The organism is Micromonospora chaiyaphumensis, assembly GCF_900091435.1.
GTDB lineage: Bacteria > Actinomycetota > Actinomycetes > Mycobacteriales > Micromonosporaceae > Micromonospora > Micromonospora chaiyaphumensis.
Window position 1 is genome coordinate 1,109,480 of record NZ_FMCS01000001.1, and the last position, 12,534, is coordinate 1,122,013.

13 protein-coding genes are annotated in these 12,534 nt (G+C 72.9%); 6 read left to right on the forward strand and 7 right to left on the reverse strand.

Going from position 1 to position 12,534, the window contains the following annotated elements; genetic code table 11:
• Positions 1-36 precede the first annotated feature (36 nt).
• Positions 37-1,956, forward strand: a complete 1,920-nt coding sequence (locus GA0070214_RS05200) for a chorismate-binding protein (RefSeq protein ID WP_091259478.1) — start codon at positions 37-39, stop codon at positions 1,954-1,956.
• A gap of 70 nt (positions 1,957-2,026) precedes the next feature.
• Here GA0070214_RS05200 and wrbA read toward each other — a convergent pair whose 3' ends face one another.
• Both wrbA and GA0070214_RS05210 read right to left on the reverse strand, forming a co-directional pair.
• Entirely contained in the window at positions 2,027-2,644 is a 618-nt protein-coding gene (gene wrbA, locus GA0070214_RS05205) for an NAD(P)H:quinone oxidoreductase (protein ID WP_091259480.1), read from the reverse strand.
• A gap of 310 nt (positions 2,645-2,954) precedes the next feature.
• Positions 2,955-3,338: a DUF4190 domain-containing protein gene (locus tag GA0070214_RS05210; RefSeq protein WP_091259925.1), complete on the reverse strand. Its 384-nt coding sequence runs from the start codon at positions 3,336-3,338 to the stop codon at positions 2,955-2,957.
• A gap of 185 nt (positions 3,339-3,523) precedes the next feature.
• On the opposite strand from GA0070214_RS05210, the gene GA0070214_RS05215 reads away from it, so the two are divergent.
• Entirely contained in the window at positions 3,524-4,252 is a 729-nt protein-coding gene (locus GA0070214_RS05215; protein WP_167364196.1) for a YsnF/AvaK domain-containing protein, read from the forward strand.
• Positions 4,253-4,366: 114 nt separating this feature from the next.
• Positions 4,367-5,470, forward strand: a complete 1,104-nt coding sequence (locus GA0070214_RS05220) for a winged helix DNA-binding domain-containing protein (RefSeq protein ID WP_091259484.1) — start codon at positions 4,367-4,369, stop codon at positions 5,468-5,470.
• Positions 5,471-5,522: 52 nt separating this feature from the next.
• Here the strand turns inward: GA0070214_RS05220 and GA0070214_RS05225 are convergent, their stop codons facing one another.
• Genes GA0070214_RS05225 through GA0070214_RS05240 form a run of 4 tightly spaced genes read right to left on the reverse strand, consistent with a single transcriptional unit; the run spans position 5,523 to position 9,859 of the window.
• A complete protein-coding gene (locus GA0070214_RS05225) occupies positions 5,523-6,731 on the reverse strand; it encodes an ABC transporter ATP-binding protein (protein ID WP_091259486.1) in 1,209 nt (402 codons plus the stop codon).
• 11 nt (positions 6,732-6,742) lie between these two features.
• Complete coding sequence (locus GA0070214_RS05230) at positions 6,743-7,579, reverse strand: carbohydrate ABC transporter permease (RefSeq protein ID WP_091259488.1); 837 nt, start codon at positions 7,577-7,579, stop codon at positions 6,743-6,745.
• A 1-nt stretch (position 7,580) separates the two neighbouring features.
• The gene (locus GA0070214_RS05235) at positions 7,581-8,576 is read right to left on the reverse strand and encodes a carbohydrate ABC transporter permease (RefSeq protein WP_091259490.1); all 996 of its coding nucleotides are present in this window, start codon (positions 8,574-8,576) and stop codon (positions 7,581-7,583) included.
• Positions 8,573-9,859 carry an ABC transporter substrate-binding protein gene (locus GA0070214_RS05240; RefSeq protein ID WP_091259492.1) on the reverse strand — a complete coding sequence of 429 codons (1,287 nt, stop codon included), beginning with the start codon at positions 9,857-9,859 and terminating at the stop codon, positions 8,573-8,575. The genes GA0070214_RS05235 and GA0070214_RS05240 overlap by 4 nt, the downstream gene beginning before the upstream one ends.
• A gap of 242 nt (positions 9,860-10,101) precedes the next feature.
• Here GA0070214_RS05240 and GA0070214_RS05245 point away from each other — a divergent pair, with 242 nt between their 5' ends.
• From GA0070214_RS05245 to GA0070214_RS05255, 3 genes are all read left to right on the forward strand, one after another.
• A complete protein-coding gene (locus GA0070214_RS05245) occupies positions 10,102-10,806 on the forward strand; it encodes a VOC family protein (protein WP_091259493.1) in 705 nt (234 codons plus the stop codon).
• 183 nt (positions 10,807-10,989) lie between these two features.
• On the forward strand, positions 10,990-11,421 hold the full coding sequence (locus tag GA0070214_RS05250) for a RusA family crossover junction endodeoxyribonuclease (protein WP_091259496.1): 432 nt from the start codon (positions 10,990-10,992) through the stop codon (positions 11,419-11,421).
• Between the two features lie 47 nt (positions 11,422-11,468).
• Complete coding sequence (locus GA0070214_RS05255; protein WP_091259498.1) at positions 11,469-11,744, forward strand: hypothetical protein; 276 nt, start codon at positions 11,469-11,471, stop codon at positions 11,742-11,744.
• Positions 11,745-11,799: 55 nt separating this feature from the next.
• Here GA0070214_RS05255 and GA0070214_RS05260 read toward each other — a convergent pair whose 3' ends face one another.
• Complete coding sequence (locus GA0070214_RS05260) at positions 11,800-12,492, reverse strand: AMIN-like domain-containing (lipo)protein (RefSeq protein ID WP_091259500.1); 693 nt, start codon at positions 12,490-12,492, stop codon at positions 11,800-11,802.
• Between the last annotated feature and the right edge of the window lie 42 nt (positions 12,493-12,534).

A 12,534-nucleotide genomic window follows, 5' to 3' on the forward strand; every position in this document is an offset into this window, starting at 1 on the left:
CCCCACCGGCGGCCTCCGGCCCACCGAGGAGACCCCATGACCCGCCCGCACGACCCGCTCGCCGCCGTCGCGGCCGGCCGCGACCCCGGCCCCTTCGCGCTCGTCCGCCGCGAGGGCGCCGACCACGTCGACCTGTTCACCGGTCCGGTACGCACGGCCGACCGGCTCGCCGACCTCCCGCTGCCCGACGGCGGCGCCGGGCCCCGCACGCTCGCCCTGGTCCCCTACCGGCAGATCGCCGAGCGCGGCTTCGCCTGCGTGGACGACGGCCTGCCGCTGGAGTGCCTGATCGTCTCCGAGCACCGGCGGCTCCCGCTCGACGAGGTGCTGGCGGCCCTGCCCGACGCGCCGGTGGTGACCCGGGACGCCGCCTTCGACATCTCCGACGCCGAGTACGCGGAGACCGTGGGCCGGGTGCTGAGCGACGAGATCGGCCGGGGCGAGGGCGCCAACTTCGTCATCCACCGCACCCTGCGGGCAAGCGTCGAGGGCGTGCCGCTGGTGTCCGCCCTGGCGGCGCTGCGCCGGCTGCTGTTGCGCGAGCGGGGCGCGTACTGGACGTTCGTGGTGCACACCGGCAGCCGGACCCTGGTCGGGGCGAGCCCGGAACGGCACGTCAGCGTCGACGACGGCCTGGTCATGATGAACCCGATCAGCGGCACCTTCCGGCACACCGGCGCCGCGGCGGACCGGGCGGCGCTGCTGCGCTTCCTCCACGACCCGAAGGAGGTCGAGGAGCTGTACATGGTGCTCGACGAGGAGCTGAAGATGATGGCCACCGTCGCCGAGCACGGCGGCCAGGTGGTCGGGCCGTACCTGAAGGAGATGGCGCACCTCGCGCACACCGAGTACCTGCTGGCCGGGCGGGGCTCGCTGGACGTCCGGGAGGTGCTGCGGGAGACCATGTTCGCGCCCACGGTCACCGGCAGCCCGATGGAGAACGCCTGCCGGGTGATCGCCCGGCACGAGCGGACCGGCCGGCGCTACTACGCCGGGGTGCTCGCCCTGCTCGGCCGCGACGAGCAGGGCCGGCAGACCCTCGACGCGCCGATCCTGATCCGCACCGCCGAACTCTCCCCCGACGGCGACCTGCGGGTGCCGGTCGGTGCGACGCTGGTCCGGCACTCGACGGCCGAGGGCGAGGTGGCCGAGACGCACGCCAAGGCGGCCGGTGTGCTGGCCGCGCTCGGCCTCGGCCCCGACGCCCCGGCCGGTGGCGGCGAGCCCGCGCTGCGGTACGCCGACGACCCCGAGGTACGCGCCGCGCTGGCCGCCCGGAACACGCCGCTGGCCCGGTTCTGGCTGGACCAGCGCGTCCCGGGGGCGACCGTTCTGCCGGGGCTGGCCGGCCGCCGCGCGCTGATCGTGGACGGTGAGGACACCTTCACCGGGATGCTCGCCCACCAGCTCGGCGCGCTCGGGCTGGCGGTGACCCGCCGGGACTGGCACGACGCCGGCCCGGTCGACGGGCACGACCTCGTGGTGGTCGGTCCCGGCCCGGGCGACCCGAACGACCTCGCCGAGCCGAAGATGGCGAGCATGCGAGGGCTGCTGGCGGAGCTGCTCGCGGCGGGGCGGCCCACCCTGGCGGTCTGCCTCGGCCACCAGCTCCTCGCCGGCCTGCTGGGGCTGCCGCTGCACCGGCGGGACGCGGCCTACCAGGGGCTGCCGCGGGACGTGCCGGTGTTCGGGGCGACCCGCCGCGTGGGCTTCTACTCCAGCTTCACGGCCCGCTCCGGCGCGGACCGGATCGCCACCGCGTACGGCACGGTGGAGCTGTCCCGGGACCCGGCGGACGGGGCGGTGCACGCCCTGCGCGGGGCGGGCTTCGCCGGCGTGCAGTTCCATCCGGAGTCGGTGCTCAGCCGGGACGGCATGGCGGTCCTGGCGGATCTGCTCGGGCACCTCCTGGCCCATCCGGCGCTGACCGCGCATGGACCGGCCGATCGCGGGTAGGGCGAGGGGCGACCGGTGGTGCGGACGAGCCGAGAGCCCTCGTCCGGCCACCGGTCACTCGGGGTCTGGCTCAGCCCGCCAGGCCCTTCTTCAGCGCCATGCCCATCTGCACGGCCCGCTTCGCGGTCAGCGCGGTGGCACCGAGGGCCACATGGTCCGGGGGGTTCTCGCCGTTGTTGCTGGTGTGCGAGGCCCCGTACGGGTTGCCGGCGACGAACTGGCTGGGGTCGGTGTAGCCGGGGGTCACCACGATGCCGCCCCAGTGGTAGAAGACCGTGTACAGCGACAGCAGGGTGGCCTCCTGGCCGCCGTGCGCCGTGGCGGTCGAGGTGAAGCCGGTGTACACCTTGTTCGCCAGCGCGCCCTGGGCCCACAGCGGGCCGGTGGTGTCGATGAACTGCTTGAGCTGGGCGGCGACCATGCCGTAGCGGGTCGGCGCGCCCATGATGACGACGTCGGCCCAGGAGAGGTCGTCCGGCTGCGCCTCCTCCACGTCCTGCGTCTCCAGGCGGTGCGCCTGCCAGCCCGAGTTCGAGCGGATCGCCTCGTCCGGCGCCAGCTCACGAACCTTGCGCAGGCGTACCTCGGCTCCGGCCTCCCCGGCGGCCTCGACCGCCGCCTGCGCCATCTGGTAGGTGATTCCGGTCGCGCTGTAATAGATCACCGCGGCCTTGACCTGGCCATCCATCAGACGATTCCTCCTCGTTTCGGGTCAGCTCCGGCGACTACCCGGCACTTGCGACGGCAAACGCCGGGCAGGAGATGCCGTCGTCGACCCGCTTGTCCCGCGCCGCAGGTTGATCCGAGTCGATAACTTGCCCCGGCTCAAGATTTGCGCAAGTTCCGATGGAAACCGCTTCCCCGGATCGGGGTGCCCGGGGATCCTGATCCCACCGGTGCCGGCGTACCGCCGCCGCCCCGCACCGGGAACCTGAACGGGGGATCGCGCTCCGCCGGCGGCGTGGCTGGCGTAGCGCGATCAGGGGTGCTTCCCCGGTTCAGTCGTTGAGCTTGTCCCGCAGGTCGGTCACCCGCTTCTCCAGCCGGTCCACCGCCGCCTCGTTGTTGATGAACGTGCTGATGCCGGCGGCGAGTGCCAGCCCGATCAGCACCGCCAGGGCGCTGAGCACCAGACCGCCGATGGCCACCCCGCGCCCGGTGACGCCGGGGCGCCGGCTCATCCGCAGCCCGAAGATGCCCAGGATGACCCCGATGATCCCCAGCAGCAGCCCCACCGAGGCCAGGATCGCGGTCAGCACGCTGAGCAGGGCCGCCACGCCGAAGACCAGCGAGAAGGTCGCCGCGGCGCTGGTCTTCGCCCCGCCCGCCGGTCCCGCGGGCCGGGCGGCGCCGCGGCGCATAGGTTCACTGGACGCTGTCATCACCCACACCTCACATTCCTCGCACTGGTTGCCGGCGGCGCATCCCCGCTGCCGCCACGCTTATGCCTCGTGACGTTGCCTTCCACTCACCGCTGCTACTGCTTCTCCTGTTCGTCCCGATTCGGGGGAATGCCGCGCGCGCCGCCGGGGACTCGGGGGGTGACCCACGAGAGGAGAGACGAACCATGCGACTCACGGAGCAGCAGGTCCGCTCGCTGTACGGGCAGGACGTCCAGGACCGCTCGGGCGCGAAGATCGGCAGCGTGGGCCAGGTCTGGGCCGACCCCGCCGGCGAGGCGACCTGGGTCAGCGTGAAGACCGGGACCATGGGTCATCACGAGTCGATGGCGCCGCTCCAGGCGGCCCGCATGCAGCCGGACGGCCGCCTCCAGGTGCCGTACGACAAGGCGACCGTGCGCAGCGCTCCCAGTGTGGAGACCGGCACCGACCAGCCCCTCGGCACCGACCAGCTCACCCAGCTCTACCGGCACTACCAGCTCGGGGAGCAGGCCGGGCCGGCGCCGCAGCGGATGCCGGGCGCGCCGGAGGTGGTGCGGTCCGAGGAGCGGCTGCGGGTCGGCACCGAGAGCGAGCCGGCCGGCACGGCCCGGCTGAGCAAGCGCGTGGTCACCGAGAACGTGCAGACGAGCGTGCCGGTCGAGCACGACGAGGTGACGGTGATCCACGAGCCGATCAGCGAGGCCGACCGTAACGCCGCCCGGGCCGGCATCGGCGAGGAGCAGCGCGAGATGGAGCTGCGCGCCGAGCACCCGGTCGTCGCAAAGGAGCAGGTCCCGGTCGAGCGTGTCCGGCTGAACAAGGACGAGGTCGTCGAGGAGCAGCCGGTCAACGCGCAGGTCCGCCGGGAGCTGGTGGACGCCGACGTGCCGGAGCGGGCACGCCGCAATCGCTGACGCGACGGCATCCCGGACGGGTGGGCCACGGCCCACCCGTCCGGTCGTCCGTCCGCCGGGAAACGTCGCACCCGCGACCTACGCTGACCGTCCACGTTCAGGGGAGGTCGGCTCGTGACCGTACGCCTCACCGGCGCCGAGGCGCTGGCGCTGCGGATGACCAGCCTGCTGCTGCGCCCGCACCCGACCGCGCGACCGGAGAGCGTGGCCGGGGTGGTCGACTGGTTCGGCGCCATGCAGGCCCAGGACGCGGCGAGCGGCCTGTGGTCCCTCGGCGTACGCCTGCCGGGCCGGACCCAGGACGACGTGCGCGCGGCGCTGGAGCGGCGCGAGGCGTTGCGCACCTGGCCGATGCGGGGCACGGTGCACCTGGTGCCGCCCCGGGACGCGCGGTGGATGCTGGCGGTGACCGGCGTCCGGGTGCTGGCCGGGGCGGCCACCCGGCGGACGCAGCTCGGGCTGACGGAGGCCGACGCGGACCGCGCCGCCGACGTGCTGGGCGAGGCCCTCGCGGGCGGGGGCCGGCTCACCCGGGCCGAGTGCCTGGCCACGCTGCGGGCCGCCGGGCTGGACACCGACGGCCAGCGCGGCTACCACCTGCTGTGGTACGCGAGCCAGCGCGGCGTCACCTGCATCGCCCCGCACGTCGGCACCGAGCAGACGTTCGCGCTGCTCGACGAGTGGGCGCCCGATCCGCACCGCCCGGAACGGGACGAGGCGCTGGGCCTGCTGGCGCACCGCTACGTCCGCGGCCACGGCCCGGTGACCCGGCACGAGCTGGCCCGGTGGACCGGCCTCACGGTCACCGACGCCACCCGGGGCATCGCGGCGGCCGGCGACGCGCTCGCCCCGGTCGAGGTCGACGGTGCGCCGGCCGTCGTCGACGCCGCCCTGCTCGACGCGCCCCGGGCGCCGGTCGACGACGTGCACACGCTGCCCGGCTTCGACGAGTACCTGCTGGGCTACAAGGACCGCGCGCTGATGCTCGACCCGGCGCATGCGAACGCCGTCGTGCCCGGCAACAACGGGATCTTCCAGGCCACGGTGGTGCGCGGCGGCCGCACGGTCGGCATCTGGAAGCGGACCGTGGGCAAGCGGGCGGTCACCGTGACCGTGCAGCAGTTGACACCGTTCGACGCCCCGCTGCGGGCGCGCGTCGAGGCGGCCCTCGCCCGCTACGCCGACTTCCTCGGGCTGCCCCTGCGGCTCACCTGGTGACAGCGCGACCGGGCCGGTGGGCAGCGCCCACCGGCCCGGACCAGGGTGCCGCTCAGTCGGCCAGCGCGCCCGACGCCCGCCCCTCGTGCAGCGTGAGGTTCCGTCCGGTGGACGGGTCGAAGAGGTGGATCTTCTCCAGGTTGAACCAGACCCGCCGCGGCTCGCCCTCGCGGACCGGCGACTCGGCCGACAGCCGGGTCACCAGGCTCGACCCGGTCCCGGTGAAGTCCGCGGCGCCCGCGTCGGCGGCCAGTTCCTCCAGCTCGGCGGCGCTGGCCCGCTCCCCCTCGACGGTGAAGTAGACGTACTTGTCCGAGCCCATCGACTCGACGATGTCGACGGGCGCGTCGAACTCCAGGCCCCGGCGGCGGGTCTCGTCGTCGATGAGCGCGGCGTCCTCGAAGTGCTCCGGACGGATGCCGAGGATCAGCTCGCGCGGGGCGTCGGCGCCGTCGAGCTGCCGGCGTACCCGGTCGCCGATCGGCACGTCGCCCAGCGCCGTGCGGAGATGACCGTCCTCGACGGCGGCGTGCAGGAAGTTCATCGACGGCGAGCCGATGAACCCGGCCACGAAGAGGTTGCGGGGGTGGTCGTAGAGCTCCTGCGGCGGGCCGACCTGCTGCACCGCGCCACCCCGCATGATCACCACCCGGTCGCCGAGGGTCATGGCCTCGGTCTGGTCGTGGGTCACGTAGACGGTGGTGGTGCCGAGTTGCTTCTGCAGCCGGGACACCACGGTGCGCATCTGCACCCGCAGCTTCGCGTCCAGGTTGGACAGCGGCTCGTCCATGAGGAACGCCTTGGGCTGGCGGACGATCGCCCGCCCCATGGCCACCCGCTGCCGCTGCCCGCCGGAGAGGTTGGCCGGCTTGCGGTCCAGCAGCGGGGTCAGCTCCAGGACCTTCGCGGCCTCCTCCACCTTCTGGTGGATGGTCTCCTTGTCGAGTTTCGCCAGCCGCAGCGGGAAGGCCATGTTCTCCCGGACGGTCATGTTCGGGTAGAGGGCGTAGGACTGGAAGACCATGGCGATGTCCCGGTCCCGGGGGGCCTTGTCGTTGACCCGCTCCCCCGCGATGCGCAGCTCACCGGAGCTGATGTCCTCCAGCCCGGCGATCATGTTCAGGGTGGTGGACTTCCCGCAGCCGGAGGGGCCGACCAGGATCACGAACTCGCCGTCGGCGATCTCCAGGTCGACGTCCCGCACCGCGGTGGTCCCGTCCGGGAACCGCTTGCTCACCTTGTCCAGCACGATGTCGGCCATGACAACACCACCTAACCCTTGACTGCGCCGGAGGTCAGACCGGAGACGATGCGGCGCTGGAAGAAGAGCACGAACAGGATGATCGGAACGGTGATCACCACGGCGGCGGCGCAGATCGCCCCGGTGGGGTCCTCGAACTGCGACGCGCCGGTGAAGAACGACAGCGCGGCCGGCACCGTGCGGGAACGCTCGGTGGAGGTCAGCGAGATCGCGAACAGGAAGTCGTTCCAGCAGAAGATGAAGACCAGGATGGCCGTGGTGAACAGCCCCGGCGCGGCCAGCGGGGCGATCACCCGGCGGAACGCCTGGCCCTGGGTGGCGCCGTCCATCTTCGCCGCCTTCTCCAGGTCCCACGGGATCTGCTTGAAGAACGCCGAGAGCGTGTAGATCGCCAGCGGCAGGGCGAAGGTGATGTACGGCAGGATCAGCCCCGGCCAGGTGTCGAAGAGGCCGAGCTGGCGCTCGATCTCGAACAGCGGCGACACCAGCGACACCTGCGGGAACATGGCGATCAGCAGGGACACCCCGACCAGCAGCTTCTTGCCGGGGAAGTCCAGCCGCGAGATGGCGTACGCGGCCATCGCGCCCAGCACCACGGCGATCAGGGTGGCGATCAGCGCGATGCCGATCGAGTTGACCAGGGCCCGGACGAACTGGTCGGTGTCGAAGATCGTCCGGTAGTTGTCCAGCGTCCACTCCCGGGGCCAGAACTTCCCGTCGGTGAGGGTGGCCGGGGTCTTGAACGACAGCGAGGCGATCCAGAGCACCGGGACCAGCGCGAAGACGACGACGATGACGTCCAGCAGGCCCCAGCGCACCTTCGCCCGCGTGGTGGTTTCGACTGCCATGTCAGCGCCTCTCCCCGTCGTCGCTGCCGGGCGCAGCGGTGCCGAACAGCTTCACGAACACGAACGCGATGATCGCCACGGTGAGGAAGATCAGCACGGACATCGTGGAGCCGATGCCGAGGTTCAACCCCCGGATCAGGTTGTTGTAGGCGAGCATCGACACCGACGAGGTCTCGTTGCCGCCGGCGGTGAGCACGAAGATGTTGTCGAACACCCGGAACGCGTCCAGGGTGCGGAACAGCAGGGCCACCAGGATGGCCGGCTTCATCACCGGCAGCATCACCTTGGTGAACCGCTGCCAGGCCGTCGCGCCGTCGGTGGAGGCGGCCTTCAGCAGGTCCTCGGGCACCAGCGCCAGCCCGGCCATGAGCAGCAGCGCCATGAACGGGGTGGTCTTCCAGATCTCGGCCAGCATGATGATCGCCAGCGAGCTGGCCCGCTCGGTCAGCGGGGCGCTGCCGTCGAACAGGTTGGCCAGGTAGCCGGTGCCGGGCGTCCAGGCGTACCGCCAGGAGAAGGCGGCGACGACCGTGACGATGCCGTACGGGATCAGCGCCGCGGTGCGGACGATGCCCCGGCCGACCAGCGTCCGATGCATGATCAACGCCAGGCCCATGCCGAGCACCAGCTCGATCACCACGGTGACCACGGTGATCAGGGCGGTCACCCCGAACGCGGTCCACCAGAACTGGTTGGTCAGCACGGTGGCGTAGTTCTCCAGCCCGACGAACTCGCGCTGGTCGGGAAAGCGCAGGTCGAAGCGCTGCAGCGACAGCCAGACCGAGTAGAGGATCGGGTAGGCGGTGACCAGCACCATGACCAGCGCGGCCGGCGCGCAGAGCAGCCAGCCGAGCCGCCGCTCGGCGCGCTTGTTCTCGCTCAGCGGCGCCTTCGACCGGCGGCGGGCCCGCTGGGCGGGCACGGCGGCGTGCCGGCCGGCGGCGCGCTCGGCGTCCGCCGCGACGTCGGCGCCGGCGGGCGTGGCGTTGACGCTCACGGCAGGACCCCCTTCGACTCGAGGGCGTCGGCGATGGCGTCGCGCAGCTCGTTCGCGGTCTGCTCGGGCCGGATCGCCGACGGCGGCGACAGGATCGCCGACATGACCGTGGAGATGCTCTGGTACGCCGGGGTCAGCGGCCGGACCGCCGGTTCCTTGAGCTCCTCCAGGATGGTCTCCTTCATCGGGTACGCCTTGTCCATCTCCGGGTCGGCGTAGACGGCCTCGATGGTGGGTGGCACGCCGTCGTTCACCGCGGAGAACTTCTGGTGCTCGGCGTTGCGGATGCACTTCGCCGCCTCGAAGGACTCCGCCGGGTGCTTCGAGTAGGTGCTGACCGCCATGTTGACCCCGCCGATGGTGACCTTGCTCGGGGTGTTCGGGTCGATGCCCGGCACCCGCGCCCACTTGACCTTCTTGGCCAGGTCCGGGTTGGCCTCCTGCATGGCCGGATACACGAACGGCCAGTTGACCTCGAAGGCGCCGGCGCCGGACTGGAACTCCAGCCGGACCGGGTCCTCGGTGGCGTTGCTGAACGACGGCGAGGTCACGCCCGAGGTGGCGAACTTCTGGAGCTGGTCGAGTGCCCGCACCGCGCCCTCGTCCATCTCGGCCTTCCTGCCGTCGTCGCTGAGGATCTTCCCGCCCGCGCTCTCGGCCAGGGTGTTGTAGAGGACGACCAGGCCCTCGTACTGGGCGCCCATGGTGAGCACCTGGTGGGGCTTGCCCTGCTGCTTGAGCTGCTGGGCGGCGGAGATCATCTCGTCCCAGCTCTTCGGCGCCTCCTGGACCAGGTCGCTGCGGTACCAGAGGAGCTGCACGTTGGTGTTCTTGGGCGCGGCGTAGAGCTTGTCCTCGTAGCGGGCGGTGTCCAGGGGGCCCGCGAGGGTGCCCTGCTCCACCTCGGCCTTGTCCTGGCCGGTCCACTCCCGGATCCACTTGGCGCTGGCGAACTCCTGGGTCCACGTGACGTCGAGGCCGAGCACGTCCATCCCCGGGTCCTGCGCCGCCAGCCGCCGCACCATCTGCACCCGCTGGTCGTCGGCCTGCCGCGGGAGCACCCGGTAGACGATCCGGTAGCGCCCCCGGGCCTGGGCGTTGCAGTCGTCGACCACCTTCTGCAGGTTCTGCTCCGGCGGGTAGTACAGGTTGATGGTGGGCGTGCCGCCCTCACCGCCCGATCCGCAGGCGGCCAGCGGGGCCACCAACGCGAGTGCGGCGGCTGCCGCCGCCGCACGCCGGGCCGGCCGCCGCCGTGCGGCCGCGCCGGGGTCCGTCGTCATCGCCCTCCCCCTTTCCTCGGCGAAGAACCGGGGAGTCACCCGTGCCCCGGCGCACGGCGAGACGGTCGGGGCACCGGTGCTCGGCCGGGCGTCCCGGGACGTTTCGTGCGCCAGACAGTGCCCTGGCTGCGACGCTGCGAAACCTCACGGTCACGGAGACGGGTACGACAGCCGCCGCTGTGGGACGGATCACCGGCCGCGGCGCGCCCGGGGCTGTCCGACCCACCCGGCATGATGGCCGGATGATCGCGCGCTTCAAGGACCTCTGCATGGACGCGGCCGACGCCCACCGGCTCGGCGGCTTCTGGGCCGGCATCCTCGACGGGGAGTTGGTCGACACGGGCGACGGCGACACCCGGATCGACCCCCGCGCCGCTGCGTCGAACGCCGAGTCGATCTGGGTCAACACGGTGCCCGAGCCGCGCACCGGCAAGACCCGCGTCCACCTCGACCTGCGGCTCGCCGAGCCGGAGCCGGCCGCGCTGCTGGCCGCCGGCGCGCGCCTGGTCCGCGAGCCGGACGCCGAGATCAGCTGGTGGGTCCTCGCCGACCCGGAGGGCAACCAGTTCTGCGCGTTCCCGCCGCGCGTGGGCGCCCGGCCCGGCGTGTTCGAGCTGGTGGTCGACAGCGCCGACCCGGCCGCGCAGGCCGCCTGGTGGGCGCGGGTGGTCGGCGGCCGGGCGGAGACCGCCGCCGAGGGCACCACCTCGCTGGCCGGCGCGGCGGGCTTCCCCTGGGACCACTGGGTCTTCGACCCGGTGCCGGAACGCAAGCGGGTGAAGAACCGGGTGCACTGGGACGTGGAGCTGAACGGTGCCGAGGTCACCCCGCTGATCGCGGCCGGGGCGACCCTGCTGCGCGAGCCCACCCCGGCGACGTCCTGGTGGGTGCTGGCCGACCCGGAGGGGAACGAGTTCTGCGCCTTCCCGGCCCGTCCCACTCCGTGAACGGCGAGGCTACCCAGCGTGCGCCCGGTGGACTAGCGTTTCGGTAGCTCCGCAGCCAGCGCGTCGCCGTCGATGTCGATACGCCTCCGGCCGACCCCCAGCCCGTCCGATCGGTTGGTTCTCGCGCGAACTTCCCTCTGCGCTCACACCGGTTGGGCAGGATCCCCACGAGGAGGTGCCGTCGTGCAGGACACCCGCGCTCTCGCCCTGACGTTCGAGGTGAGCGGCCTGCCCCCGGTCAAGACCGAGGCCCTGTCCATCTTCGCCGCCGGGCACCGGCAGGCGACGAGGGTCCGCGCCCTGCTCCAGGCCGCCTGCACGGCGGCCCAGCGCACGGGGTGGACCCCGCTCACCGGTCCCATCGAGGTGGACGTAACCCTGCGCTGCCCGCCCGGGCATCGCACCTCCGACGCCAGCACCCTGCTGGGCGGGGTCTGCGCCGTGCTCCAGGACAAGAAGCGGGTGGCGAACATCGGCCTGGCCCACCTCGGTGTGCTGGTCGACGTCGCCCTCTGGTCGGACGACCGGCAGATCCGCCGGCTGTCCTACGTCGAGGAGCCCGGGGAGGACTTCTCGTACCTGGTCCGGGTGGCGGCCGTACCGAGGATGGTTTGACCGACGACGGCGGTGGGGTACCGCGGTCGCCGACGAAGGGAGCGCCGATGCCGGAGCCACATGTCACGCTCGACCCGAGCGGGCTCGACCCTGTGCAGCAGAAGCTGCGCGGTCCGCTGGAGGAACAGCTGACCTCGGCTTTGCAGGCGGCGACCGAACGCGTCCGGGGCAGCTACGCGGGTGAGCCCGTGGAGGAGGTCTGCCGCCGGCTGCTCGACGAGACCCGCGCCGGGCTGCACCCGGACATCGCCGCCGGGTTCAACCCGGACATGGACGAGTTCTGCCGGGTCGCCGTGGCCATCGTGCGCGGCGAGGCCGGCTGACGCACACGCACCCGACCGCGCCGACCGGACGGCCGGCGCGGTCGATCCGTGCGGGTCAGCCGCGTCGCACGTCGACCGCGACGACGTGGGTGCCGTCCGGGCGGGTGGCCTCGCCCAGCCGCACCGGCAGCGTCCTGCCGGTCGGGGGCCGGAGCCCGAGCCCGAAGCTGAGGTGACCCTCGAAGTCGCCGGCCGCGGCCCAGCCGCGCAGCGTCGGATAGCCGATCCGCGACGGCGGCAGGTCGGCCGTGCCGCCGCCGCGGGCGTCGTGGGCCTGCGCCGGGTCGAACCGCACCGACAGGTACGCCGTGCCGGGCAGTTCGACGGGGGCGTCGCGACCCTCCGTCCGCACCTGGGGCACGTAGCCGACCTGGTAGGACGGCGTCGGGCCGCGGAAGGCGAAGGTGATCCGGCTGAACCCCTCGGCCGGGTGGTCCCCGACCCGCACCTCGACCAGGACGGGCAGTGGGTCCCCCGGCACGGGGGTGACCGGCACCCGGACCTGGTGGGTCACCCGGGCGGCCGTGGCGGGCACCGCCCAGTCGTAGGTCACCCGCCAGGAGCCTTCGGCAGGCGCCCCGGTGGTGGGTGCGGTGGAGGCGGCGGCCGATGTGGTCGCGGCGACGGTCGCGCCGGCCGACGGCGCCGTCGCGGTCGGGGCGGCCGCGCCGGTCTGGTCGGTCGTCGTGCAGGCCGCCGCGAGCAGCACCACCAGGCCGGCGAGCAGTGGTACGCGCTGAGGTCCCATGGCCCAGTGTCGCGCCGGACGGCCCCGTCCACCAGAGCCATC

Excerpts from the sequence above, each read along its gene's own strand:
- GA0070214_RS05200 (WP_091259478.1), top strand. The coding sequence starts at position 37 with ATGACCCGCCCGCACGACCCGCTCGCCGCCGTCGCGGCCGGCCGCGAC.
- wrbA (WP_091259480.1), bottom strand. The coding sequence starts at position 2,644 with ATGGATGGCCAGGTCAAGGCCGCGGTGATCTATTACAGCGCGACCGGA.
- GA0070214_RS05210 (WP_091259925.1), bottom strand. The coding sequence starts at position 3,338 with ATGACAGCGTCCAGTGAACCTATGCGCCGCGGCGCCGCCCGGCCCGCG.
- GA0070214_RS05215 (WP_167364196.1), top strand. The coding sequence starts at position 3,524 with ATGCGACTCACGGAGCAGCAGGTCCGCTCGCTGTACGGGCAGGACGTC.
- GA0070214_RS05225 (WP_091259486.1), bottom strand. The coding sequence starts at position 6,731 with ATGGCCGACATCGTGCTGGACAAGGTGAGCAAGCGGTTCCCGGACGGG.
- GA0070214_RS05230 (WP_091259488.1), bottom strand. The coding sequence starts at position 7,579 with ATGGCAGTCGAAACCACCACGCGGGCGAAGGTGCGCTGGGGCCTGCTG.
- GA0070214_RS05240 (WP_091259492.1), bottom strand. The coding sequence starts at position 9,859 with ATGACGACGGACCCCGGCGCGGCCGCACGGCGGCGGCCGGCCCGGCGT.
- GA0070214_RS05245 (WP_091259493.1), top strand. The coding sequence starts at position 10,102 with ATGATCGCGCGCTTCAAGGACCTCTGCATGGACGCGGCCGACGCCCAC.
- GA0070214_RS05255 (WP_091259498.1), top strand. The coding sequence starts at position 11,469 with ATGCCGGAGCCACATGTCACGCTCGACCCGAGCGGGCTCGACCCTGTG.
- GA0070214_RS05260 (WP_091259500.1), bottom strand. The coding sequence starts at position 12,492 with ATGGGACCTCAGCGCGTACCACTGCTCGCCGGCCTGGTGGTGCTGCTC.